This is a genomic window from Brevundimonas sp. FV1ps31S, from assembly GCF_058681265.1.
On sequence record NZ_CM178735.1, the window covers coordinates 2004875 to 2029894 of the forward strand.

Below are 25020 nucleotides of genomic sequence, written 5' to 3' on the forward strand. Positions count from 1 at the left end.
GCCCGGCCTCACGCCCTCGCGGGCCGATTGCCGCCCAGGGCGAACCGCTCAGGCCCCATCGCCCGGCGCGAGAAGGCGGCGGCGCGGACCGCGCCCTGGAAGGGGCTCACCCCATTGTAGCGGCGCCCGACCGAGGAACGGCCGGCGCCTTGCGGGCGATAGGCCAGAGGCGCCTCGTCCTGGAGGACCCCGTCGACGAAGCTTCGGTACATCCGGCCGTCGAAGGTCTGAGCCACGTGGAACCACCGGCCGACCGGAAACCGTTTTTCGGCGGTGATGAGGGTATGGCTGTAGCCGGGGCCCTTGGCGAAGGCGTCAAGCCACCATTCCCCGTCCCGGGTGCGGATTTCGAACAGGATGCGCGTGTCCGACGGCTGGCCGCCGGGAGAGATCTCCTGAAGGTGGAACCAGCGCTGTTCGAAGGCGCCCCCCTCGGGCCGGAACAGCGCCTCGAAGGTGAAGGTCTCTGCCCCGGCCAGCGGATGCGCATCCAGGTAGATCGCGTCGTCCTGTCCATCGAAGCGGACGGCCGCGCCCCAAGGCGAGTCCGTCAGGGCCGGCGCACCTTCGAGGTGGACCGGCAGCCCCCCGACCTGTTGCAGATTGTCGAACACCCAGTCGGTCCGGGGCGCCTCCACCGCGCGCGCCGTCACGGAAGCGCAGCCGCTCGCCGCCAGGCCGAGCCCCGCCGTCAACAGACGTCGTGTGATCATGGCGGGCTCTCCAGGCTTCTGTAAAGATGTCGCCCGCCTCGCCAGCAGGCAAGAAGAAGGCGGCGCCGGGACAAGCCCGGCGCCGCCGTTCGCAGTTGGTGTTGCGGAGGGATCAGAAGCGATACCGGGCGCCGACGAACACCTGACGGCCGGTGTGGTGATACACATAGGTGCTGTCGCGCGATCCACCGAGATCACCGTGGTTCTGGCGATTCTCCTCGTCCGTCAGGTTCAGACCTTCCAGAGTCACACTGAGATGCTCCGTGAGGTTGTACGAGGCCGAGGCGTCGATCGTCGTCGTCTCCGTCTTGCCCTGATAGGGAATGCCGTTCGAGCCCCCGTTCGAGCCCGGGACCGACTGGTAGTAGGCGTCACGATAAGCCGCCGACACCCGCGCGTTGAACTTGCCGTCGTCGTAGTAAAGCGTGGCGTTCCAGGCGTTTGGCGAGAGGTTCACCAGATCTTCGGTTGCAAAGGCCTCGCACGTCGGGGTGACGCAGTAGTCGATTTCTGACTCGACATGGGTGTAGTTCAACTGCGTGCCCAAGTTGGCGAGCAGTCCTGGGAGGAAGGTGAAGGTCTGCTGGTAGCTGATTTCAAAGCCCTTCAGAGGACCGCCGTTCGTATTGACGGGCTGACTGAAATCATATTCCGCCGGTTGTTGCCCAGGAAGCGGGTTACGAGCGGGGTCCGGAGGAAACGCGATGGGGTCCATCGCCGTCAGCTCCTCATAAGTCATTTTTACCCGCGTCGTCTGAACGTAAGTCGATATGTCCTTGTAGAAATACGCGAAGGAGATCAGGGCCTCGGGCGCGAAATAGTATTCAACCGACAAATCGTATGTCTTGGCTCGGTACGGATCGAGCGCGATGTTTCCTAACGAGGCCGTATTGTTCGCGGCATTGAGCGCGCTCAGGGTGAAGACCGGGATCAGGCTACCGACGGGCGGGCGGGCCATGACTTTGGCGGCGCCGAAGCGGACGATCAGATCCTCGAACGGTTCAATCGCCATGTTCAGCGACGGCAAGGTGTCGTCGTACTCGTTCTCGCCGGTCGTGGGCGTCGCAACGCCGCCGACGTTGGAATAGCCCAGGGCGTTGACCTCGGTCTTGACCTGACGAACGCCGAGGTTGCCGCGGAAGGGGATGGAACCGATCTTCGTGTCCCAGTCGGCCTGGACATAGGCGCCGGTGTCTTCCTCCGACACCTCACGCCAACCGCCGAAGGTCGACGTGTTTTCGTTCAGGCCCAGCAACCGGAAATCACCGCCGGGAACACCGGTGTTGCAGTTGCAGCTGTAATCCCAGACGTCATCGAGCGCGCCGAGATCCGGACGGACCCAGGAGGTCGCCGAACCCGCAGGCAGGTCCAGATTGGCGCCGAAGTCCTCCAGCAGGTTGGTGACGTCGGCGAGGCTGACGCCCGCCGGCAGTGCAGGCGCGCCGTTGTTGAGGCGCGCGAAGCTTCGGCTGCTGGATTCGAACTTCTTCCAGCTGACGCCGGCCTTCAGCGTCAGCCAGTCGCTCAGATCGTAGACGAAGTTGGCCTCTGCCGTCGAATAGACGTTGTCTTGGAAGTTGGCGCTGGAGCGAAGTTCGGAACGCGGCTGGGCGCCGGTCGGACCGACGATCGACCATTGCGCCGGATCGGTGACGTCAAAGCCATAACCGATCAGCGGCAGGTTCCGGTTCTCTCGGAAATCAATGGTGTAGCCATCGACGTTCTGGCGATCGATGATGGCGCTGACCTGGGTCGGATTGCCGAACTGCGAGTCTGCGCGACCGACCAGGCCGTTGAAGCGGAACCTGTCCGAGAACTCATGCTCGACGCCGAACGTCAGCTGGGTGAACTCCGTCTCCAGGATGTCGAAGCGTTGCTCGCTGCGAATATCCATATTGTTGAGCTCTGCGTAGATCATCTCGCCGGTGTCGGGATCGATCTCGTAATCGACGATCTCGACCTGGGGCTTGCCGCCCTGGCTGGCGTTGCGGCTGAGCGACCAGGCCTGGAGGAAGTTCTCGCTGCGTGTCGAATCCAGCTTGGAATAGAGGGCGTCGAAGGTGAACAGGGTCGGCCCGTTGTCCGGACGCGCCTGGAACGACAAGGTGGCGCCGAGACGCTTCTGGCCGTGTTCGAGGCGACCATAGCGCGGGATGCGCGGATGATAGGTGCCTGCGGGATTGGGGAGAACGCTGGTATTCAGGAAGCCATTGTCGCCGCTGGCGGGCCCCCAACGCACCGAGCTAAAACCTTCTTCAAGGCTCTCTTTTTCGCTGTAGGCGATGGAGAACAGGGCGCCCAGCTGGCCGTCCGCCCAAGTATTGGAGATCAGGCCCGCGAAGCGCGGGTCCCAGTTCTCGGACAGGTCGTTGTAGCCGTACTGACCGGACATGGCGGCCTGGAAGCCCGGCTTGTCAAAGGGACGGCTGGTCTTCAGATCGACCGTGGCGCCCAGCGACCCCTCCTCAACCTCAGCCGAGGCGGTCTTGCGCACCGTTATGTTGTTGAACAGCTCGGAGGCGAAGACGTTGAAGTCAAAGCCACGGCCACGGTTTACGCCGCCCGAGGAATCGGTGGCGCTGGTCGTCGCCTGCGCCTCAATGCCGTTGATTCGGGTGCGGGTGAACTCCGAACTGAGGCCGCGCACGGTGATCGAACGCCCCTCGCCAGCGTCACGGTCGATCGACACGCCGGGAATGCGCTGAATAGATTCAGCCAGATTGGTGTCGGGGAAGTCGGCGATATCCTCGGCCGAAATGGCGTCGACCACCCCGGCCTCGCGACGCTTGATGTTCAGGGCGTTCGCCAGGCTCGCTCGGAAGCCGGTGACGACGATTTCGCTGACTTCACTGGCCTGTTCCGTCGGCGCAGCGTCCGGGGCGACCGTCTGGGCGGCGGCGTCGTAGGCCATCATGGCCAGCGCCAGGGCTCCCACGGACGCCGTGGCGGTCAGCGCGGCGCGCGCAAATTTGTTGCGTTGGGTCATATCTTTCATGTCTCCTCCCAGTTGCGGCCTTTCAGGGATCAAGTGTCCCCGTGAAGCCGTCCGCTGCTCGCGGACGACACCGGTGTCAGGTTTGGTTTGCCAAATCTCTGCTACCGGTGTCATACAAAGCTACGCACAGTTTTCCGTATGTGACAAGAAGGTGGCGAAGCGGTTATCCCGATTTTCGCCGACGTGTCGCAGCGGCGACAGTGATGGCCATTGCATGACCAGGCGCGACAGACGCCCGGCGGGAGGAAATGATGGGATTGACGGCCAGTTCGGATGCTGACGCCACCCTGTGCGGTAGGGGCGACGGGGGGAGCTTTCGTTCAAACCGCCTCGCCCCGGTCCGGAGGCCGATAGAGGGAGAAGCCCCATGATCACGCGACGCGCCACCCTCATGACGGGCCTCGCCACAGCGGGCCTGGCCATGGCCGCTCAGGCCAAGCCCGAGGCGGGAGACCCCATGGTCCAAACGACGGCTGGACCGGCGACGGGCCTTAGGCAGGACGGGATCAATGTCTTCAAGGGCCTGCGCTATGGCGCCCCGACCCGCCGGTTCCAACCGCCGCAGAAGCCGGCGCCCTGGACCACCCCTGTGCGGGCCGTCGAATACGGGCCGGCCAGCCCCCAGCGCGGCAACGCGCCGAATCAGTCGGAGGACTGCCTGTTCCTGAACGTCTGGACGCCCGGCGTGGACGCGGGGCGGCGGCCGGTGATGGTCTATATCCACGGCGGCGGCTACTCGGGCGGCTCGGGCTCCGACCCGCTCTATGACGGGACCCGGCTGGCGCGGCGCGGCGACGTCGTAGTGGTCACCCTGAACCACCGCCTGAACCTGTTCGGCTACGCCTATCTCGCGCGGCTGGCGCCGGGCTTTGAGGATTCCGGCAATATCGGTCAACTGGACCTGATCCTGGCGCTGGAATGGATCCGCGACAACATCGCGAGCTTCGGCGGCGATCCGGGGCGGGTCATGCTGTTCGGCCAGTCGGGCGGCGGGGCCAAGATCGCCACCCTGATGGCGACGCCGCGCGCGCGCGGCCTGTTCCACAGCGCCGCGACCATGAGCGGTCAACAGGTCACCGCCCAGGGGCCGATCAATGGCACGACCCGTTCGGTCGCCTGGCTGGCGGCGCTGGGTCTGACGCCGGATCGGGTGGGCGAGGTCTTGGAGATGCCGGCGGAACGGTTGCTGGAGGCGACGACGACGGAGGACCCGATCCTGGGCTTCGGCGGACTGTCCTATGCGCCGACGCTGGATTTCCGCACCCTGCCGCGCCACCCTTTCTATCCCGACGCTGCGCCGCAAGGATTCTCGATCCCCATGATCATCGGCAACACTCGCGAAGAGACACTGGGCTTCATGGGCGACGATCCGGCCAACCTGGGCCTGACATGGGAGACTCTCCCCGCCCGCCTGACGCCAGGCGTGATGCGCATCGACATAACGCCTGAACCCATCATCGCCGCCTATCGCCGGATGCACCCCGACTGGTCGCCCGACGCGGTCCTGATCGCCGCGACCACCGCTGGACGTTCATGGCGTGGCGCAGTCATCGAGGCCGAAGAGCGGGCCAGGGCGGGCGCGCCGGCCTGGGTCTATCAATTGGACTTCCCCGGTACGACGGCTTCGGGCCGAAAGGGCGCCTTCCACACCGCAGACATCCCCCTGGTTCTGGATAATGTCGAGGCTGAAGGGTCGCGGACGCGAGGACCGGGCGCCCAGCGGGTCTCCGACCTGATGAGCGAAGCCTTCATCGCCCTGGCCCGATCGGGCGATCCCAACCATGGGCGGCTGCCGCAATGGGACCGCTACGACCTGCCCCGCCGCCAGACGATGCTGTTCGACGTCCAGCCGCGCATGGCCGACGATCCGCGCGGCGACCAGCGCGCCTTCTTCTCGGCCATCCCCTACATCCAGCCCGGCACCTGACCGGTTGGCAGGTCCCTAAAGCGCGAAGTCCAGCCGGGCGGCCCAGGCGCGGACGAGTTCGGGCCACACCTGGGCCGGTCTGCCCTCGATCAGCCGGACCCCGAAGCCGTGGCCGCCTTCCTGGAACAGGTGCGCTTCGACTTTCACATGGGCGGCCCTGAGCGCCGACAACAGGCCGAGGCTGTTCTCGACCGGCACGGAGCCGTCGTCCATGGCGTGGACGACGAACATCGGCGCCGCGCCGCGCCAATCCATCTTCTCTAGCGAATAGGCCTCGCGCTGTTCGGACGTCGGGTTCGCGCCCAGCAGGTAGTCGCGCGATCCGGCGTGGACGAAGGGGTCCGCCATGGTCGCGACCGGATACATCAGCACCGACAGGTCCGGCCGGAAACTTCCACTGTCGGCGGCGTCGATCGGCGCATAGACAGGGTCCGTCCGCACGCTGCCCAGTCCCGCCAGATGGCCGCCGGCCGAGGCGCCGAGCAGCGCCACCCGGTCGGGCCGGACCCCGTACTGGTCCGCCCGGGCCCGGATCAGACGCATCGCGCGCTGAACATCCTGTAGCGGCGCGTCGGGGCCGGCGGCCCAGCCGTCCCCCGGCAGGCGATTGCGCAGGACGAAGCAGGTCGTGCCGGTGGCGGCGAACACACGGGCGACGTCGAAGCCCTCCTTGTCGACCACCACCCAGCGATAACCGCCGCCCGGCGTCAGCAGCATGGCCGAGCCGTTTGGCCGACGTGGGCGGAAGACCGTCAGGATCGGGTCGGTCGTATATTGGGCGTACCGATCATGATAGGCGGGATCGGTCGAGCGTTCCGGAACGATCGGCGTGACCGTCACCCCCTCCCCGCCCGGCGCGCCGTTCGGCCAGAGGCGGACGGTCTCGGTCGGATCGGGCGGCGCCACGGCCGGCGTGCGCCCCTTGGCCCGGGGGGCGGTCGTCACGCCCGCGACGGCCGCGCCGCCCGCCAGTCCCAGCAGCATCCTGCGTTCGATCTGCATCCCGCCCTCCAGATGGAAGAACGGCCGGGCGCCGACGCCCGGCCGTCTCCGGTCCTTCGATCAGACCTTGGCCGGCTCATATCTCGGCGACAGGAGGTGAACCACCAGAAGGGCGATCAGATAGGCTGAAGCGGCGACGATGAAGATCGGGGTGTAGGTGCCGATCTTCTCCAGCACGAAACCAGCGTATTTGGCCATGGCCATGCCGCCGATGCCGCCCAGCATGCCGCCGATGCCGACCACCGAGCCGACGGCGCCGCGCGGGAAGACGTCGCCGGGGAAGGCGTAAAGATTGGCCGAGAAGCCCTGGTGGGCGGCGGTGGCCAGGCCGATGATCCCGACAGCCAGCCAGACGTTCGACGCATAGGCGGCGAAGGCGACCGGAACGGCGCACAGGGCGCAGATCAGCATGGTGGTCTTGCGCGCCGTGTTCAGGCTCATGCCGCGGTGCATCATGCGCGACGACAGCCAACCGCCGCCGACCGAGCCGACATCGCTGAGCAGATAGATGGCGATCAGCGGCGGACCGAAGCTGAGCAGGTCCAGTCCATAGCGCTTGCCCAGGAAGTCCGGCAGCCAGAAAAGGAACATCCACCAGATCGGGTCGATCAGGAACTTGCCCAGGGCGTAGGCCCAGGTCTCGCGGACGGTCAGCAGCTTTTTCCAGCCGATCTTCTCGACCGAATCCGCCGGATCCTGCTCGATATAGGCCAGTTCAGCCGCAGAGACGCGCTTCTGCTCACGGGGGCGGCGATAAACGAGCAACCAGATCGGCAGCCAGATCAGCCCCAGCAGACCGGTGATGACGAAGGCCATCTGCCAGCCGAACGCCACAACCAACGCCGGCACCACCAGCGGGGTGACGATCGCGCCGATATTGGTCCCGGCGTTGAACAGGCCCGTGGCGAGCGCCCGTTCCTTCTTCGGAAACCATTCCGCGACAGCCTTGATCCCGCCCGGAAAGCCGCCGGCCTCGCCGACGCCCAGGACGACGCGGGCCATGATGAAGTGCGACAGATCGCGGGCGGCGCCGTGCATTATATGCCCGACCTGCCAGATGGCGAAGGCGACGCCCAAGCCCCAACGGGCGCCCACCCGATCCATGATCCGGCCCCAGAGCAGATAGGCCACGGCGTAGGAGGCCTGGAACCAGAAGACGACGTCGGCGTAGTCGGTCTCGGACCAGCCGAACTCGTCCGACAACATCGGCTTGAGGAAGCCGATCATCTGCCGGTCGACGTAGTTGATGACCATGGCCGCGAAGAGCAGCCACATGATGACCCAGCGGTACTTGCCAGGCGGCGGAGCCTTCACCTCGATCGGTGCGGCGGCGGTATCGGTCATGGTTTTACCCGTTCCTGTTTCCTCGACGCCTCCCGTCTCTTGCAGCCGCCCTGACGGCGGACGGGTTGGCGCCTTGATGATGCTACTTGCTTTCGGCCCTCACGACCGAGCAGTGAATTTCGGCTATCCCCTTGAAGATGCAGACCGCCTCGTCGCCGGCATGGGCGCGGTGGACACCCGTCACGGCTCCGGTCGAGACCAGCATTCCCTTCTTCAGGGGGCGGCCCCAGCGGGCGCAATGCTCAAGCAGGAAGCGCACCGATTCGAAGACGCCGCCCTGCAGGGAAGCGGAGCCGCCCATGCCGACGCTGGCGCCGTTGATGACGGTTTCGACCTTGATCGATTCCAGAGTCTCGCGCCAATCCGCGATCTCGGGTCCCACCACCAGGCCGCCGTTGTTGCCGAAGTCGGAGGCCACCACGGTCGGCCCCAGGTCGTTGATGGCGGACAGCGGGCTACCGGCCAACTCGACCCCGATGAAGATCCTGTCGATCTGGGCCCGGGCTTCCTCCAGGGTCCAGTCCAACTTCCCCGGATCGGCGTCGGCGGCGATCCGGGCCACGAATTCGGACTCGATGGCGGCGAACCCGCCTTCGATCTCCGGCAGGGGGACAACCTCGCGGCCCGTGGCGCTCCACAGGTTCCGCGAGAAGATGGCGCCGGCCAGCCGGTGCGCGCCCAGCTGCTCCTGCAGGGCGGGCGGCACGCCGCCGACCTTCCAGCCCACCACCTCGTCGGGAAACAGGCCGATGGCCAGGTCCTGAACCGCGTAGCCTTCGGCCATCGACGCCGGAATTCGACCACCCGGGTAGTCGGGCGTGCAACGCGCGGCGAGCCGCGCCGACACGAACGCCCGCGCAATCGCCGCAGCTTCGGTGTTCTGAACGGGTTCGACGCTCATCGACGGCCGCTCACGAAGGACAGTTTGAGATTCAAGGAGAAGCCTCACGAAGAAGATCAATAATGGGCGGGTTAGGAAACCGGTGTCAATCCGCTTTGGACGGATGCCATGGCGCCGGATGCGACTCGGGTTTATGGCTGTGACGAAGACAGGATAGGAGAAGCCGGACTTGGCTCAGGACGAAGCGCCTCTGGCGAAAGCCGGCAAGCGGGCCACGATCAACGACGTCGCGCGGGTCGCGCAGGTCTCCAAGAAGACGGTGTCGCGTGTCATCAACCAATCGCCGTTCGTGCGTGAAGCCACCCGCGAACGCGTCAACGCCGTCATCAAGGAATTGGGCTTCAGCCCCGACCCCCAGGCCCGGGGTCTGGCGTTCCGGCGATCGTTCCTGGTGGGACTGATCTATGACAACCCCAGTCCCACCTACGTCGTCAACATCCAGCAGGGCGTTCTGGACGCCTTGCGGGGCTCGGGCCTGGAACTGGTCGTCCATCCGTGCAACCGCAACTCCCCTACCCTGCTGGAAGACATACGCAGCTTCGTCGACCGTCAGCGCCTGTTCGGGGTGGTCATGCCGCCGTCGGTGTCGGAAGATGAAAGGGTCATCGCCCTGCTGCGGGAACTCGACTGTCCCTATGTGCGAATCGCGTCGGTGTCGCTGGACGCGCCCGAGGCGATGGTCGTCACCAACGACTGGATGGGCGCGGCGGAAGCGGCGCGGCATCTGGCCGGGCTAGGCCATCGGCGGATCGCCCTGGTGCGCGGTCCCGAGTTGTTCCGATCGTCTGAAGTGCGGGGCCGCGGCTTCAGTGAGGCTTTGGCGGAATGCGGCATTCCTCTGGATCCGCAATACGACGTCAAGGGCGCCTATACGTTCGAATCAGGCGTCGAAGCCGGCCATAGTCTCCTTGGCCTGGCGCAGCCGCCGACCGCCATCTTCACCCTGAACGACGACATGGCGATCGGCGTCATGCAGGCGGCGCGCGAGCGGAATCTGGAGCTTCCGCAGGACCTGTCGGTGGTGGGTTTCGACGACCTGCCGATGGCGGCGCGAGTCTGGCCGAACCTGACCTCCGTGCGCCTCCCGGTCCGGGACATGGGCAGGATGGCGGCCGAAAAACTGCTGGCGCCGCTGCGCGGGGTCGACCCGGCGCGTCTCGAACAGCCGGAGGTGCGGCCGGCTCTGGTCGTACGGAACTCAGCCATCCCCGCGGTCTGATCGACGCTCCCGACACGATCCGGACCGCGGCGCTTGCTACACGCTCTGACACCGGTTACCTAGACGCCAGACGAAGGGCGCGCATCACGCGCCCCAGGACCAAAAAAGCCCGAACGACCAAGGGAACGCGGCATGTACGACGAGATGTACGACAAGGTTTACCAGGCCACCCACCCGGACATGATGGAGGGCGCCTCCAACGATCAGTTGCGTGAGCGCTATCTCGTGGCCGGCCTGTTCCAGCCTGGCAAGATCAGCCTGAACTATTCGCACAACGAGCGGATGATCATCGGCGGCGCCGCCCCCGACACCGGCGCCCTGGCCCTGCCCAGTCATTCCGAACCCGCCTCCCTGGCCGGCAAGCCCTTCCTGCATGCCCGCGAACTGGGCGTCGTCAACATCGGCGGCGCCGGTTCGGTGACCGTCGACGGCGAAAAGATCCAGTTGGGTTTCCGCGACGGTCTCTACGTCCCGATGGGCTCGACGGAAGTGGTCTTCGCCTCAGACGACGCCGCGAACCCGGCCAGGTTCTACCTGATCGCCACGCCGGCCCACGCCCGCTACGAACTGGCCAAGATCTCGATTAACGAGGCGGTGCCCCTGGAGATGGGCGCGCTTGAGACATCCAACGAACGGACGATCTACCAGTATATCGTGCCGGCCAAGATCAAGTCCTGCCAACTGCTGCTCGGCGTCACGGTGCTGAAGCCCGGCTCGGTGTGGAACACCATGCCGCCGCACCTGCACGACCGCCGTTCGGAGGCCTATCTCTACTTCGGCCTGGGCGAGAACGACCGCGTCTTCCACTTCATGGGCGAACCGGACAAGGCGCGTCACATCGTCGTCCAGAACGGCGAGGCCGTCATCAGCCCCCCGTGGTCGATCCACATGGGCGCCGGGACGTCGAACTACACCTTCATCTGGGGCATGGGCGGCGAGAACCTCGACTACACCGACATGCACAAGCTCGACATCTGTCAGCTGAAGTAAGCGGTCGGGGGGAGGATATCATGAGCCATATGTTTGATTTGAGCGGCAAGGTCGCACTTGTGACCGGCGGCAACACGGGGCTGGGCCAGGGCATCGCCCTGGCGATGGCTGAAGCCGGAGCGGACATCGCCTCGGTGGCGCTGCACGACTCCGAAGAGACCATCGAGAAGGTCCAGGCCCTGGGCCGCAAGGCGATAGGGATCAGCGCCGACCTGACGTCGATCGAACCGATCGACCGGGTTCTGAAAGAGACGCTAGAGGCGTTTGGCCGGGTGGACATCCTGGTCAACAACGCCGGCCTGATTCGTCGGGCCGACGCCGTCGACTTCTCTGAAGCCGACTGGGATGTGGTGATGAACATCAACCTGAAGACCGTCTTCTTCATGAGCCAGGCGGTGGCCCGGCAAATGATCGCCCAGGACGACGGCGGCAAGATCATCAACATCGCCTCGATGTTGTCCTTCCAGGGCGGCATCCGCGTGCCCTCTTACACGGCGTCCAAATCAGGCGTGGCGGGACTGACCAAGTTGATGGCCAACGAATGGGCCAAACATCGCATCTGCGCCAACGCCATTGCGCCCGGCTATTTCGCCACCGCCAACACCGCGCAACTGCGCGAAGACGCGGCGCGATCGGCCGAGATCCTGGGCCGTATCCCGGCGGGACGCTGGGGTGATCCGTCGGATCTTGGCGGCCCCGCCGTCTTCCTGTCCAGCCGCGCCTCCGACTACGTCAATGGCTCGATCATCGCCGTCGACGGCGGCTGGCTAGCACGTTGATACCGCGCTAGCCTAAGGTCCATGAACACATCTTCTTCGGGCGGCCGCATTCTCTGCTTCGGCGAGATGCTGCTGCGATTGTCGCCCAACAACAACGAACTGCTGATGCAATCCTCCGCCCTGACGATCCGTCCGGCGGGGGCTGAGGCGAACGTCGCCGTGTCGCTGGCCCGCTTCGGCGCCCCGACCGGCATGGCGACGGTCCTGCCCGACAACGCCCTGGGCCGCGGGGCGCGCGACGAGGCGCGCAAACATGGCGTCGACACCACCTCGGTCGTGTTCAGGCCGGGCCGGATGGGCCTCTACTTCCTGACGCCCGGCGCCGTGCGTCGTCCGTCCGAGGTGCTGTACGACCGCGCGGGTTCGGCCTTCGTCGACCACGTGGACAAGGCCTTCGACTGGGACGCCTTGCTGGACGGCGTCGAATGGCTGCACGCCTCGGGCGTCACACCCGCGACCGGACCGAATGGCACGGCGGCGGCTGTCGCAATCATTGAGACCGCCGTCCGCAGGGGCGTGAAAGTCTCCTATGACGGCAATTTCCGCAGCGCCCTGTGGAAACAATGGGACGGGGATCCGCCGACGACGCTGAGCCGGATGCTGTCCGGCGCCACCGTGGCCTTCGCCGACGATCGCGATTTCGCCCTGGTGCTGAAGACCCGGTTCGACAGCGCGGATCCGGCCGAGCGCCGCCGCGCCGCGGCCAAGGCGGCCTTCGCGGCCTTCCCCCGCCTGCAACGCATCGCCTGCACCCTGCGAGTCCAGGACAGTGTCGCCGATCAGGCGCTGTCGGCCGTCATGCTGACGCGCGGCGCCGAGGGCGTGATCGAGACCGACGCTCCAGCGATCCACATGGCCGGAGTGGTCGACCGCGTCGGCGGCGGCGACGCCTTCGCCTCGGGCGTCCTCTTCGGCCTGTGGAGCGGGTGGACGGACCAGGAGGCGCTGGACTTCGGTCTGGCGGCGGCGGGTCTGAAACACTCCGTGCCGGGCGATTTCAACCTGTTCACTGCGGCCGATGTGCGCGCGGCGATGAGCGACGGCGGCTTCGACATCCGGCGATAGGCCGGCGCGACCTCGACAATGGGCCGCCCGGGGCACTAGGAAACCGGTGTCATTCATGCTTCTATCCCGGGGTGAAACGGTCGCGAAGAACCGTTCAGAGGACATCCAGGAGCTCAGTATGCCAATCATGAACCGCCGCGCCCTGCTGGCCGCCGGCGCCGCCGCCACCTTTGTCGCCGCCTCCGCCCCCGCCCTGCCCGTGGCGGCCCAGGCGGCGCCGAACCGCGCGGCCATCCTGGACGCGATGAAGCGGGCGACCCGGTTCATGAGCGAGGAGGCCGCCGTAGGGGGCGGCTATGTCTGGCAATACCTGCCCGATTTCTCGCGCCGTTGGGGCGAGCTTGAAGCCAATCCGACGATGATCTGGGTCCAGCCGCCCGGCACCGCGACCGTCGGCCACCTGTTCCTGGACGCCTATCACGCCACGGGCGACCCATATTACTACGCGGCCGCCAAGTCGGCCGCCGACGCCCTGGTCCGGGGCCAGCACCCGGCGGGTGGCTGGAACTATGTCATCGACACCGCCGGCGAGGAGTCGCTGAAGCGATGGTATGCGACGGTGGGGAAAAACGCCTGGCGGCTGGAGGAATTCCAGCGCTACTACGGCAACGCCACTTTCGATGACGCCGGCACGGCCGAGGCGTCGCAGCTGATGCTGCGCATATATCTTGAGAAGCGCGATCCCAAATACCTGGCCCCGCTGAACAAGGCGATCGCCTTCGTGCTGGACAGCCAGTACGAGAACGGCGGCTGGCCCCAGCGCTATCCCTTCGTCCAGGGCGGCGGGCTGCACGGCCACGCGGACTACACCCCCTACATCACCTTCAACGACGACGTCGCCGGCGAGAACCTGGAGTTCCTGATCTACGCCTATCATGGTCTGGCCCGGAACGGGCGTGGCGATCCCCGGGTGCTGGACGCCATCAACCGGGGCATGGACATCTTCGTGAAGACCCAGCAGCCCCAGCCCCAGCCGGCCTGGGGTCTGCAGCACTTCCCCGACACCCTGAAACCGGCCGGGGCGCGGACGATCGAGCCGCAAGCCTTCGTCACCCACGCGACGGGCACGAACATCCGCTCGATGATGGGTTTCTATCGCCTGACCGGGGATCACAAATACCTGGCCCGGCTGCCGGAAGCCCTGGACTGGCTGGACCAGGTCGCGTCACCGCCGGAACTGCGCGGACCGGGGCGGACCCATCCGACCTTCATCCTCGAAGGCGCCAACACCCCCGTCTACATCCACCGTCGGGGCTCCAACATCGCCAACGGCCAGTACTACGCCGACGACAACCCGACGAATCTGGTCGTCCACTATGGATCCTTCCGTAACGTCGACACCCCCGCCCTGCGGGCCGAATACCAGCGGCTCTCGGGCCTGCCGGTCGAGGAGGCGACGCGGGGATCGCCGCTGAAGGCGCGGCCCGGGTCGCTGAACCTGCCGAAATACTTCACCCTGCAGGACGTGGACGTGTGGGACATGTCGACCGACGCCCGTCGACTGAACCGACCCGCGCCCGGTCGCGCGGCCGAGATCATCGCCGCCCTAAACACGCGCGGCTACTGGTCGACACCGCTGACCACCACGTCCAATCCCTATCGCGGCGACTCGCCGGCGGAGGTGACGGGCGGCGAGTACCAGATGACGCGCGTCGGCGACCTGTGGGACACCTCGCCCTATCACACCGACTTCCCGGTCGAGGGGGTCTCCACCTCGGTCTTCGTCCGCAACATGGGCGATCTGATCGAGGCGCTGGCCGACTGATCAAAAGAGGGGCCGGCCTGATGATCAGGTCGGCCCCTGCCTCATCAGAGGTAGGCGCCTACCTGCCAGGGCACGAACTCGTTGTCCCCCACGCCCAGCGCCTCGGATTTCGACGGCTCGCCCGAGGCGACGGCCAGCATCTTCTCGAAGATGGTCTGACCGATGTTCTCCAGGCTGGTCCCGGTCAGCACCGGCGAGGCGTCGATGTCCATGTCCTCGTCCATCCAGCTGGCCAGTCTGGCGTTCGAAGCGACCTTGATCGACGGCGCAGGCTTGGCGCCGAAGACCGAGCCCCGTCCCGTGGTGAAAACGATCAGATTGGCGCCCGAGGCGATCTGGCCTGTCGCCGAGCAAGGATCATAACCGGGGCTGTCCATGAAGCTGAGACCCGCCGTACGCAGCGGTTCGGCATAACCGATCACGTCGTTCAGCGGCGTGGAGCCCGACTTGGCCACCGCCCCCAGCGACTTCTCCAGAATGGTGGTCAGCCCGCCCTTCAGATTGCCCGGCGAGGGATTGTTGTTCAGCTCCATCGCGTGCCTGTCGGCATAGGCCCGCCACCAGTCGAGCCGCGCCATCAGCCTGTCCGCCACCTCGGGCGAGGCCGCGCGCCGCAGCAGCAGGTGCTCGGCGCCCCAGATTTCCGGCGTCTCGGACAGCATGGCCGAACCGCCGTGCGCCACCAGCCGGTCGACCGCCGCGCCCAGGGCCGGATTGGCCGTCACGCCGGACCATCCATCCGACCCGCCGCATTGCAGGCCGACGACCAGGTGCGCGGCCGACACCGTCTGGCGGCGGACCTTTGACGCCGCCTCGACCAGTTCCCCGACGATCGCCACGCCCGCCTCAATAGCGCGGCCTGTGCCGCCCGCCTCCTGGATGGTGAGCGCGCGCAACTGCGGGCCGGCCTCAAGTCCCTCGTTCGCCAGCCAGGCCGGAATCTGGTTCGCCTCGCAACCCAGGCCCACGATCAGGATGGAATGGAAGTTTGGATGCCGGGCGTACCCCGCCAGGGTGCGCTGCAACAGGGTGACGTCGCCGGAGAGCGAAGAGCCGCCGCACCCCCCCTGGTGCGTGAAGGCCACCACGCCGTCGACACCCTCGGGCAGGCTGGAGTCGGAAAAGGCGTCGGCGATCCGGCGCGCCACGGTCGCCGAACAGTTCACACTGGTCAGCACGCCGATGTAGTTGCGCGTGCCGACCCGGCCGTCGGGCCGCACAATGCCTTGGAAGCTCGCGCCCGAAAGCGGCGCGGGCGGCCGGGCGTCCAGCCCGACCTCGACCTCGCGGCCGTCCTCGGTGACCGCCAGATTGTGGACATGGACGTGATCGCCGGCGGCGATGCGCCGGCTGGCCCGGCCGATCACCTGGCCATAGCGACGCACAAGCCCGCCCTCCTCCACGGCGCGGCGCGCGATCTTGTGACCGGTCGGAATGTCGGCGCGGGCGTCGACATCCATCCCCTGCGGCGTGTCGCCGACGGCGACATCGTCCAGGGCGATGGCGACGTCGTCGGCAGGGTTCAGCACCAGGACACGGCTCATGTCTTCGCTTCCGTTATGCGACGTGCGGCCTCGACGGCGCCGTTCGCGCTGAGCGACAGATAGGCGTCTGCGACCGCGTGCACGAACCGCGCGTCGCCAGCCAGGTCCGGCGGGAAAACCGCCGACAAGGTCAGCAGCGCCTCGACCCGCGCGTGATCGCTGTCGGCGCCGGCCACGAGCTCGGCCGTCTTCGCCGCCAGGGGATCATCGACGACCACCGGTTCCCCGCTTTCGGTCAGGCCCGACTGCCAGCGCATCCAGGCGGCGACGCCGAGCGCCAGGGCGCGGATCCCCTGCCCGGCCTTCAGCCGTTCGGCCGCCCCGGCCAGCAGCCGCTGAGGCAGTTTCTGCGAGCCGTCCATGGCGATCTGTCGCGTCCGGTGCATCAGGGCCGAGTTGGAGAAACGCGACATCAGCTCGCGTCGATAGGCGGCGAGGTCCAGGCCGGGCGGCGGGTCGAGGGTCGTCTGGGCTTCGTCCCACAGCGCCTCGACATAGGCGCGCAAGGCGGGGACGGCGACCGCCTCGTCGATATGGTCGTAGCCGGACAAGGCGCCGAGATAGGCGAGGGCCGAATGCGCCCCGTTCAGCAGGCGCAGCTTGGCGTCTTCCCACGGCTCGACCGCGTCGGTCAGTTGCACGCCCAGTGCGGCGAAATCCGGCCGCTCGCCGGCGAACCGGTCCTCGATCACCCACTGGGTGAAGGGCTCCGCCTTGACCATTCCCTCGTCGCGGACGCCCAGGCGGCCCTCCAGCCGCTGGATGTCGTCAGGCGTCGTCGCCGGGACGATGCGATCAATCATGGTCTGCGGGAAAGCTCCCTCGGCATCGATCCATTCGGCCAAGGCCGGGTCGATCCGCTGCGCCATGGCCAGGACGCCCGCGCGGATCCGCCGGCCGTTGTGCGGAAGATTGTCGCAGGAGATGACGGTGAAGGGCTTCAGCCCCTGGGCCTTCCGCACCCGCAAGGCCGCAACGATGAAGCCCGGCGCGGTGCGGGGCGCAGTAATGTCGGCGATGTCGGCGGCGACGTCCGGATCGTCCAGCAACAGGGCGCCGGTCGCCGGATCCAGCCGATAGCCCTTCTCCGTGACCGTCAGGGTCACGAGGTGCACGTCCGCCTCGGCCATGGCGGCGACCAGGGCCGCAGGGTCTTCCGGACCGACCAGAACCCCCTTCGCCGCCCCGATGACACGCAGGCGTTCCTCGGCGCCGTCGCGGACGACAAGAGTGTAGAGGCCGTCCTGCGGGTTCAGTTGATCCCGTACGCCCGGCGACCGCAGCGAGGCGCCCAGCACGCCCCAGCGGAGGTCGCCGCCCCTTATCGCATCGTCGAAGACCACCGCCTGATGTGCGCGGTGGAAGGCGCCGATCCCCAGATGGACCACGCCCGTCCGGACCGCGGCGCGGTCATAGCCCGGGCCCGCCACCGCGTCGGGAAGGCGGTCCAGGACCGTTTCGTCCAGTCTCGAGTTCGGGCGCGTCACAGCTTGTAGGCCGCCTTGACCAGGTCATAGGTCAGGGCGCGGGCCACCTCGTGCGCCTCGTCCTCATCCAGCCGGTGCTCGACCACCAGCTGCGCCAGCCAGCCGCAGTCCATGCGCCGGGCTACGTCATGCCGCGCCGGGATCGACAGGAAGGCGCGGGTGTCGTCGTTGAAACCGACGGTGTTGTAGAAGCCCGCGGTCTCGGTCATCTGCTCGCGGAAGCGACGCATCCCCTCCGGCGCGTCGTGGAACCACCAGGGCGGACCGGCGCGCAGGGCCGGATAATGGCCGACGAGCGTCGCCAGCTCGCGGCTGTAGCTGGTCTCGTCCAGAGTGAAGAGGATCAGGGTCAGGCGCGGGTCCGAGCCGAACCGGTCCAGCAGCGGCTTCAAGGCATGGACGTAGTCGGTCTGGGTCGGGATGTCGGCGCCCTTGTCGCGGCCGAAGCGTGCGAAGACCAGGCCGTTATGATTGCGGAACGACCCCGGATGGAGTTGCATCACCAGCCCGTCCTCCACCGACATCGCCGCCATCTCGGTCAGCATCTGGCCGCGGAACAGTTCGGCGTCCTCACGGGTCGCCGGGCCGGTCGATACGCGATTGAACAGGGCTTCGGCCTCGGCGCGCGACAGGTCGGCGGTAAAGGCGGTCGGATGGCCATGGTCGGTCGAGGTCGCCCCCATGGAGGCGAAGAAGGCGCGGCGGACGCGCAGGGCGTCCAGATACCCTGCCCAGGTCGTCGTGTCCTGCCCGGTCTGGTCCGCCAGAAGCGCGAGATTGTCGCGGAACCCTTCGTAGTCCGGGTCCAGCACCGGGTCGGGCCGATAGGCGGTCAGCACCCGTCCCTTCCAGCCCGAGGCGCGAATGGCCTGGTGGTGTTTCAGGTCGTCGAGCGGCGATTCCGTCGTGGTCAGAACCTCGATGTTGTACCGATCGAACAGGGCGCGCGGACGGAAGGCGTCCGTCTTCAGCGCCGCATCGATGACGTCGTAATAATGATCGGCCGTCTCGGCCGACAATTGCACGTCTATGCCGAAGGCTTCCGCATAGACCCAGTCGTGCCAGATGCGCGACGGCGTGCCCCTGAACAGATGATAATTCTCGGCGAAGCGGCGCCAGATTCTGCGCGGATCGGTCTCCACCGTCCCGCCGTCGGCGCCCCCTGGACCTTGCATGGGCACCCCCAGGTCCTCCATCGCCACGCCCTGGCTGTAGAGCATCCGGAAAACATAATGGTCGGGCGTGATCAGCAGTTCGGCCGGATTGGCGAAGGGTTCGTTGAGCGCGAACCAGGAGGGATCCGTATGTCCATGCGGGCTGACGATCGGCAGGTCCTTGATCTCGGCATAGAGACGACGGGCCACGGCGCGCGTGGCGGGGTCCGAGGGGAACAGGCGATCAGGATGGAGTCTCAGAGGCTTGGGCATGGTCTTTTGGTTCCTCACGCGGCGTTTCCCGAAGGACGACCGAGCGACAAATACAACGCGTCGCGAAAAAAGACACCGGTTACCTTGGCCTAAACGGACACTTGTGCGTCTGCCGGCTGTGCCCGATTGAGGAAACTGGGTGGCGCGCTTTCGATCCCTGTGGCCGGCGCCAGCCCTTGCACGAGAATGGATGCGACAGGTTGATGGCTTGCCGCCGGAGAGGAAAACAGCTCTCTATCCGGATCCTCCCAGACTCGGTTTTGAGACCGGAAAATCCTGTCGCTGGATCTCATGACGCCGTTTCGCTCCACCCCTCGTCGTTCGACCGCCGCCCCTGGAGACTCGCCTTGCCCCTTTCCCGTCGCCTGGTCCTCGCCGGCGGTCTCGTCGGCGTCGTCGGCCATTCCACCCTTTCCGCCGCGGCCTCTGGACCGGCCATGAACCCGCGCGAACCTGCGATTCTTCGACACGATCCGGCGCTCGACCGGTTGATCGCCCCCGAGGCCCGGCCCGAAATCCTGGCCGAAGGATTCACCTGGTCCGAGGGGCCGGTCTGGATCGCCGATGGCGGCTATCTTTTATTCAGCGACGTGCCGGAAAACCGGATTCATCGCTGGTCGCGGGAAGACGGCGTCTCCGTCTTCATGGAGCCCTCGGGATACGACGGCCCCGACGCCTCCGGCTTCCGCGAGCCGGGATCGAACGGGCTGATCGTCGGACCAGAGGGCTCGATCCTGATGGCTGACCACGGAAACCGCGTGATCGCCCGCGTCGACCTGGCCGACCGGAGCAAGACCCTGCTGGCCACGCGGCACGAGGGCGCCCGGTTCAACTCGCCCAATGATCTGGTCAAGGCGTCGGATGGGGCGATCTTCTTCACCGACCCGCCCTACGGCCTGAAGGACATGGATGAGTCGCCCCTGAAGGAGATGGCGCAGAACGGCGTCTATCGGCTGGATCCGAACGGCGACGTCACCCGGCTGGTGGACGACCTGACCTTTCCCAATGGCGTCGCCCTGTCGCCCGATCAGCGCACCCTCTATGTCGCCGTGTCCGATCCCGCACGGCCGGTGCTGATGGCCTATGATCTCGACGCCGAAGGCCGGGCTCGCAACGGAAGGGTCCTGAAGGACTTCTCCGCTGTGACCCGAGAAGCCATGCCGGGCCTGCCGGATGGGCTGGCGGTCGATGTCGAGGGGCATCTTTTCGCGACCGGGCCGGGCGGCGTCCATGTGCTCACGCCGGACGGCCGCGCCCTGGGCCGGATCGACACCGGCGGCGCGGCGGCCAACTGCGCCTTCGGCGAGGACGGCCGGACGCTGTTCATCACCGCCGGCGACCGGCTGCTGCGACTCAGGACCCTCACGCGGGGATAGGGTCAGGCGGCGGGAGCCAGGGCGCCTTCCAGGCTGATGGTGGCGTCAGCATTCTCGACGACGTTCAGGGTGGTCGCCTCGACCTTGCGATCGTGCAGGGCGGCGAGCCAGCCGAAGGCGGCGGTGGTGGAGACGTTGGTCAGGCTGAAGCCCAGACCGCCGTCCGCCGACATCCCCATGACTGGCGTCAGCCCCGTGACGCCGCCGACCTCGGCGACCACGGCCGAGACGTCGACGCCGGTTGTCCCGGCGCCGCCGGACAGGCGGCCGGTCGCTGTCCGCACCATGGCCAGATCGGCCTCCGCGACGGCGCGCGCTTCGGCGGCGTCGGCGCGCCAGGCCCAGGCCGGGCGCACGATCAGCAACCAGATCAGGACGGCGGCGATCGCCAGCCCCATCACCGCCAACATGCGCTGCTCGCGCAGGGTGCGGCCGTCCCACCAGGCGGCGGCTTGAGACATCAGGCCGTTCATGCGGCGCCTCCCACGATCACTTCGCTGACGACACGGCCGCCGTCCTCGACAGTCGAGGCGTCGGACAGGGAAAGGCCGGACACGGCCAGGGCGGTGCGGATGGTCTCCAGGTCCGAGAAGGCCGGATAGCTCAGCGTCGCGCGGACGCCCTGGCCGGGATCGGCGGTCAGACTGTCCAGCTCGGCGCCCTCGACCTGTTCCACGGCGGCGAACAGGGCGGCCGAGGCCGCGGCCAGACCGCCCGGCGGCGCGGCCACGGCCAGCAGCCGCCTCGCCTCCTCCACGGGATCGGCGGCCCGGGCCGCGTCCGGCAGCGCCTGCTGGATCAGGGCCAGCGTCTCGCGTTCGGCGCGGTCGGCGGCGACCTGATCGCGCGCGCCTGCGGCCAGGGTCAGGACAAGGGGCGAAACCACCAGGGCCGCCGCCAATCCGGCCGCCAGCCGCCAGCCGCCAGTCCGCCCTCCCTCGCGCTTGCGCTCCAGCCCGGAGAGAAGATCGACGGCCGGCCCTGCGGCGGCGGCGGCCAGCAACCGCTCCATCGTCTCGGCGTCGTCCATGCGGCGTAACGGACGCCCGTCGGCCACCACCTCAACCAGATCCGTCTGGACCGTGGCGGCGAAGGCCACGCCGCGCAGCCCCATGTCGGTCCCGAAGACAGAGGCGTTCAACGCGTCCCCCTCCGGCGGCGGCAGAACCAGGCAATCGGGCACGATGGCGGCGGGCGTCACGCCCAAGGCGCCGAGATAGTCGGTCCAGGCCTCCAGAAGTCCGGCGCTCACGGCCGCGACCACCCGCGGGGACGCCTCGGCGCCCCGGAGCATGGGGCCGACCGCCACCACGGTGCGGTCTGGATCGCCGGCGAGTTCCTCTTTCAACGCCCAGCGGGCCGCCGCCCGAACCTGGGCCGCGCCGCCGACGGGCAGATCCAGCCAGCGCACCAGGATATCGGCGCCCGGCGCAATCGCGACGGTGCGGACGTCCGGCGCGGAGACGATATCCTCGATCAGCAACGAACCGCGCTGAAGCACTCGTCCTGCGGCGTCGAAAGTCATGAAGGGCGCCGGCATCGAGGCCGCCGGCGGGATGATGACAATACGGGTCTGGCTCATTCTTCGGGGGTCCATCGGCGGATGACGGTGCGCACGCCGCCGTCCGGCGCGGCGTGGAGCAAGGCGGTGCGGACGGCATGGGCGCCGCCGTAGTCTATATCGACCCGAAGATCGAAATATCGCGTAAGCAAAGTGACTTGCGCGCGTGTCTCATCATCGGGCGTGAAAGCTTTAAGCGCCGGCTGGCCCCAGAAGGCGTCAATGCTGGTCCAGCCCGGAACCGGCCGCGCGGCGATCGCGGCCCGGGCCGTCTGCAAGCCGATCGCCCCGCCTGTCAGCATCACCAGCAGGGGCGCCTGGGCCGGGGTCAGGGTGTTGACGTTCAATGCGGATGTGGCGGTCGTGGGCAGGGCGCAGACATAGGGCCGGAGCCGGCGGTAGAGTTCCGCGTCGATATTGGCCGCCGCGCGCATCTCGCTGACATCCGCCAGGATGACGCCGCCGGTGCGATAGGGGATGGTCAGGCCGGCGTAGCGCGCGTCCTCGCCGCCATTGGGGCGGCTCTCGGCGTCTTCGTCCATCCAGTCGGTCAGGGCGGCGGCGGCGGCGGTCATGCGCGCCCGCGAAAGACCGACAGCCTCGCCGAGGGCGATGAACTGGGCCGCGCCCTCGGGGCGGGCGAACAGGTCTTCGCCCTGGCCATAAACCAGGGAATTCAGGTTGAAACAGGCTTGGCCGTCCGTGACGACGGCGCGGATGGAGCCCTCCTCCACCGGAAACTCCATCACCCGACCATTCCAGCGCGGCTCGAGCGGGGTGCGGGCGGGATCGACCTTCATCAGATCGGCGATCTGACGTCGGGCCAGACTCTCGGCCCCGGCGGCGTACCACTGGGCCTGGGCCTGGGTCTCGCCATTGGTCGTACGGCGGACCGAGAAGCGGACATCGTCCAGAATCGCGACCGCAACGACGGCCATCACCGCCACCAGCAGCAGGACGGTCAACAGGGCCATACCCTCGCGCGACGCCCGGCCCTTGCTCATGCGGAGGCGACCAGGAACAGTTGATCCAGGCGGCCGACGCCGTCCAGGGTCATGACGATGCGGACGGCGTCCGGCAGGGGCCTGTCGCTCGAGGCCGAGAAGGCCTGGGCCTCGGAGCCGTTCAGGATGAAGGTGACGGCGGCGTCCTTGACCCCGCGATAGAGCACCTGTGGCGGTCCGGCGCGAGCGCCGTCCAGATAGGGCGACACCCGTCGCTCCAGCCGATCCTCGACCACCCGGTATTCGACCCGCTGCAGCGACGGACGCGCCGCGCCGTCAGGGTTGGACCAGCCGTTGCGCACCAGGGTCAGGATCGGATCGCCCGGCGCCTCCTGCCCCATCAGGGCGCGCGGCAGGGGGCGGCCGGTTGGGGCGCGGGTGCGGCGGGGGGCGGCCTGGGCGAGGTCGGCCTTCAGCAGGGCCCGCATCCGTTGCAGGTCCCCGATCCGGTCCGTCTCGGCCCGGATAGCGAACCGTGTGTCGATCGTCTGGCTCAGCACCAGGGCGCCGGCCCCGGCCAAGAGGGCGAAAATGGCCAGGGACACCAGGACCTCGACCAGGGTGAAGCCCGCCCGGGCTCGGCTCCCCCGAATGCGCGGCGACGCCCTCATGCCCCGGCCGACCGGAACAGGACGCGGTCCGCCACCTGACCCTCGTCGGTGGAGACGCGAACATCGATCCGCCCCATGCCGGGGACGTCCGTCCCCGTGACGACGCGACGCCAGCGCCAGACGCGACCGGCCATCAGGGTCTCGCCCGACGTCTCGCCGACCGGCAAGCTCTGCGCGATCATCGCCTCGGCGGCGATGTTCTCGGCCACGATCCCGCCCAGGGTGCGGGCCTCGACGCGCACGGCCGAGCGGGTGCTCTCGCCCGACAGGTTCAGCAGGGCCATGGCCGCCAGGGCGAAGACCGCCAGAGCCACCAGCATTTCGATCAGGGTGAAGCCGGCCGCCCATCCACCCTTCGGGCAGGGCATGGCCGATGAAGGACGATCAATCATGGATCGCCACCTCCCCCGCGCCGTCGACCTCGACCGTGCGGGACTGGTTGTCGCGTGTCAGCCGCACCTGGACAGGGTCGGCCACGCCGGTGGGATCGAAGACGACGCGCACGGGCTCGCGCGGCGCGACGACGCCCTCGCTCCAGGTCCGGGCCACGAAGACGCCGTTCAGCGGCGTCCAGACGGCGCCGTCGAAACTGGAAAACCCATAGCCGGACGCGTCCACGTCCGCCGCCACCGACCGGTTGGTCAGGATCGCCTCTTCACGGGCGCGCGACAGCCGCGCGGCGAACTGTTCCGCCTCCAGCCCCACGGCCGGGCGGGGATCCGGCATGGACAGAACCACCGCCCCGGCAGCCAGTCCGATCACCGTGATTGTGACCATCAGCTCGACAAGGGTGAAGCCTGCTCTTGTTCTTGCGCCAAAGCGCGCCGCGCGGCGGCGCGCTGCTTGAGCGAGGCTAGCCCTGCCAGTTGCCGAGGTCCGCGTCATTGCCCTCGCCCCCTTCCTTGCCGTCCGCTCCCAGGGAGAAGACGTCGAACTGCTGACCGTGCGCGCTCTGGCGACGATAGCGGTAGGGGTTGCCCCACGGATCTTCCGGCAGGCGGCGCACATAGCCGCCCTCACGATAACGTTCCGGCTGGGCCAGGCCGGCGGGCGCGGACACCAGGGCCTGAAGCCCCTGCTGGTCTGTGGGGAAGTTCAGATTGTCGAGGCGATAGGTCTCGATCGCCTGTTCCAGAACCGAGATGTCCGCCTTGGCCTTGCCGACCATGGCCCGATCCTGGCTGGGCAGGACATTCAGCGCCACCACCGTCGCCAGCAGGCCGATAATGACGATGACCACCATCAGCTCGACCAGGGTGAAACCCTGGCGTTTGCATCGCTTGTTCTGATTTTCTGACGTCATGACTAAA

Annotated in this window: 22 protein-coding genes; 7 read left to right on the top strand and 15 right to left on the bottom strand. The window is 67.5% G+C overall.

Going from position 1 to position 25020, the window contains the following annotated elements:
- Positions 1-8: 8 nt before the first annotated feature.
- Positions 9-713, bottom strand: coding sequence for a LamG domain-containing protein (locus ACVPT3_RS09430; RefSeq protein WP_492040658.1), 705 nt, complete (start codon positions 711-713; stop codon positions 9-11).
- A gap of 112 nt (positions 714-825) precedes the next feature.
- Positions 826-3699, bottom strand: coding sequence for a TonB-dependent receptor (locus ACVPT3_RS09435; RefSeq protein ID WP_492040659.1), 2874 nt, complete (start codon positions 3697-3699; stop codon positions 826-828).
- 376 nt (positions 3700-4075) lie between these two features.
- Between ACVPT3_RS09435 and ACVPT3_RS09440 the strand changes: the two genes are divergently transcribed.
- Positions 4076-5635, top strand: coding sequence for a carboxylesterase/lipase family protein (locus ACVPT3_RS09440; protein ID WP_492040660.1), 1560 nt, complete (start codon positions 4076-4078; stop codon positions 5633-5635).
- Positions 5636-5650: 15 nt separating this feature from the next.
- Here ACVPT3_RS09440 and ACVPT3_RS09445 read toward each other — a convergent pair whose 3' ends face one another.
- The 3 genes from ACVPT3_RS09445 to ACVPT3_RS09455 all read right to left on the bottom strand — a co-directional run bounded on the left by ACVPT3_RS09445 (position 5651) and on the right by ACVPT3_RS09455 (position 8882).
- Entirely contained in the window at positions 5651-6637 is a 987-nt protein-coding gene (locus tag ACVPT3_RS09445) for an alpha/beta hydrolase (protein ID WP_492040661.1), read from the bottom strand.
- A 60-nt stretch (positions 6638-6697) separates the two neighbouring features.
- On the bottom strand, positions 6698-7981 hold the full coding sequence (locus tag ACVPT3_RS09450) for an MFS transporter (RefSeq protein WP_492040662.1): 1284 nt from the start codon (positions 7979-7981) through the stop codon (positions 6698-6700).
- Positions 7982-8063: 82 nt separating this feature from the next.
- On the bottom strand, positions 8064-8882 hold the full coding sequence (locus tag ACVPT3_RS09455; RefSeq protein ID WP_492040663.1) for a 2-keto-4-pentenoate hydratase: 819 nt from the start codon (positions 8880-8882) through the stop codon (positions 8064-8066).
- A gap of 169 nt (positions 8883-9051) precedes the next feature.
- Between ACVPT3_RS09455 and ACVPT3_RS09460 the strand changes: the two genes are divergently transcribed.
- The 5 genes from ACVPT3_RS09460 (at position 9052) to ACVPT3_RS09480 (ending at position 14700) form a co-directional block, all read left to right on the top strand.
- Positions 9052-10101 carry a LacI family DNA-binding transcriptional regulator gene (locus tag ACVPT3_RS09460; RefSeq protein WP_492040664.1) on the top strand — a complete coding sequence of 350 codons (1050 nt, stop codon included), beginning with the start codon at positions 9052-9054 and terminating at the stop codon, positions 10099-10101.
- A 144-nt stretch (positions 10102-10245) separates the two neighbouring features.
- Positions 10246-11091, top strand: a complete 846-nt coding sequence (gene kduI / locus ACVPT3_RS09465) for a 5-dehydro-4-deoxy-D-glucuronate isomerase (protein WP_492043805.1) — start codon at positions 10246-10248, stop codon at positions 11089-11091.
- A 20-nt stretch (positions 11092-11111) separates the two neighbouring features.
- Positions 11112-11870, top strand: coding sequence for a 2-dehydro-3-deoxy-D-gluconate 5-dehydrogenase KduD (gene kduD / locus ACVPT3_RS09470; RefSeq protein WP_492040665.1), 759 nt, complete (start codon positions 11112-11114; stop codon positions 11868-11870).
- A 21-nt stretch (positions 11871-11891) separates the two neighbouring features.
- Entirely contained in the window at positions 11892-12935 is a 1044-nt protein-coding gene (locus tag ACVPT3_RS09475) for a PfkB family carbohydrate kinase (protein ID WP_492040666.1), read from the top strand.
- Positions 12936-13053: 118 nt separating this feature from the next.
- Positions 13054-14700 (top strand): pectate lyase, encoded by a 1647-nt coding sequence (locus ACVPT3_RS09480; RefSeq protein WP_492040667.1) that lies wholly within the window; start codon positions 13054-13056, stop codon positions 14698-14700.
- 44 nt (positions 14701-14744) lie between these two features.
- Here the strand turns inward: ACVPT3_RS09480 and ACVPT3_RS09485 are convergent, their stop codons facing one another.
- The 3 genes from ACVPT3_RS09485 to uxaC are packed head-to-tail and all read right to left on the bottom strand — an operon-like array spanning position 14745 to position 19158.
- Positions 14745-16244: a UxaA family hydrolase gene (locus ACVPT3_RS09485; RefSeq protein WP_492040668.1), complete on the bottom strand. Its 1500-nt coding sequence runs from the start codon at positions 16242-16244 to the stop codon at positions 14745-14747.
- Positions 16241-17731, bottom strand: a complete 1491-nt coding sequence (locus tag ACVPT3_RS09490; protein WP_492040669.1) for a mannitol dehydrogenase family protein — start codon at positions 17729-17731, stop codon at positions 16241-16243. Before ACVPT3_RS09490 ends, ACVPT3_RS09485 begins: the two co-directional genes overlap by 4 nt.
- Complete coding sequence (uxaC, locus tag ACVPT3_RS09495; protein ID WP_492040670.1) at positions 17728-19158, bottom strand: glucuronate isomerase; 1431 nt, start codon at positions 19156-19158, stop codon at positions 17728-17730. The genes ACVPT3_RS09490 and uxaC overlap by 4 nt, the downstream gene beginning before the upstream one ends.
- Before the next feature lie 347 nt (positions 19159-19505).
- Between uxaC and ACVPT3_RS09500 the strand changes: the two genes are divergently transcribed.
- A complete protein-coding gene (locus tag ACVPT3_RS09500; RefSeq protein ID WP_492040671.1) occupies positions 19506-20534 on the top strand; it encodes an SMP-30/gluconolactonase/LRE family protein in 1029 nt (342 codons plus the stop codon).
- 2 nt (positions 20535-20536) lie between these two features.
- Here ACVPT3_RS09500 and ACVPT3_RS09505 read toward each other — a convergent pair whose 3' ends face one another.
- From ACVPT3_RS09505 to gspG, 7 genes are read right to left on the bottom strand one after another with little or no spacing between them, the layout of a single operon-like run.
- The gene (locus ACVPT3_RS09505) at positions 20537-21007 is read right to left on the bottom strand and encodes a type II secretion system protein M (RefSeq protein ID WP_492040672.1); all 471 of its coding nucleotides are present in this window, start codon (positions 21005-21007) and stop codon (positions 20537-20539) included.
- On the bottom strand, positions 21004-22116 hold the full coding sequence (gene gspL / locus ACVPT3_RS09510; RefSeq protein WP_492040673.1) for a type II secretion system protein GspL: 1113 nt from the start codon (positions 22114-22116) through the stop codon (positions 21004-21006). The genes ACVPT3_RS09505 and gspL overlap by 4 nt, the downstream gene beginning before the upstream one ends.
- A complete protein-coding gene (gspK, locus tag ACVPT3_RS09515) occupies positions 22113-23099 on the bottom strand; it encodes a type II secretion system minor pseudopilin GspK (protein ID WP_492040674.1) in 987 nt (328 codons plus the stop codon). The genes gspL and gspK overlap by 4 nt, the downstream gene beginning before the upstream one ends.
- Positions 23096-23710, bottom strand: coding sequence for a type II secretion system minor pseudopilin GspJ (gspJ, locus tag ACVPT3_RS09520; protein ID WP_492040675.1), 615 nt, complete (start codon positions 23708-23710; stop codon positions 23096-23098). Before gspJ ends, gspK begins: the two co-directional genes overlap by 4 nt.
- On the bottom strand, positions 23707-24102 hold the full coding sequence (gspI, locus tag ACVPT3_RS09525; RefSeq protein WP_492040676.1) for a type II secretion system minor pseudopilin GspI: 396 nt from the start codon (positions 24100-24102) through the stop codon (positions 23707-23709). The genes gspJ and gspI overlap by 4 nt, the downstream gene beginning before the upstream one ends.
- Complete coding sequence (locus ACVPT3_RS09530; RefSeq protein WP_492040677.1) at positions 24095-24595, bottom strand: GspH/FimT family pseudopilin; 501 nt, start codon at positions 24593-24595, stop codon at positions 24095-24097. The genes gspI and ACVPT3_RS09530 overlap by 8 nt, the downstream gene beginning before the upstream one ends.
- Complete coding sequence (gene gspG, locus ACVPT3_RS09535) at positions 24564-25013, bottom strand: type II secretion system major pseudopilin GspG (RefSeq protein WP_492040678.1); 450 nt, start codon at positions 25011-25013, stop codon at positions 24564-24566. Before gspG ends, ACVPT3_RS09530 begins: the two co-directional genes overlap by 32 nt.
- Between the last annotated feature and the right edge of the window lie 7 nt (positions 25014-25020).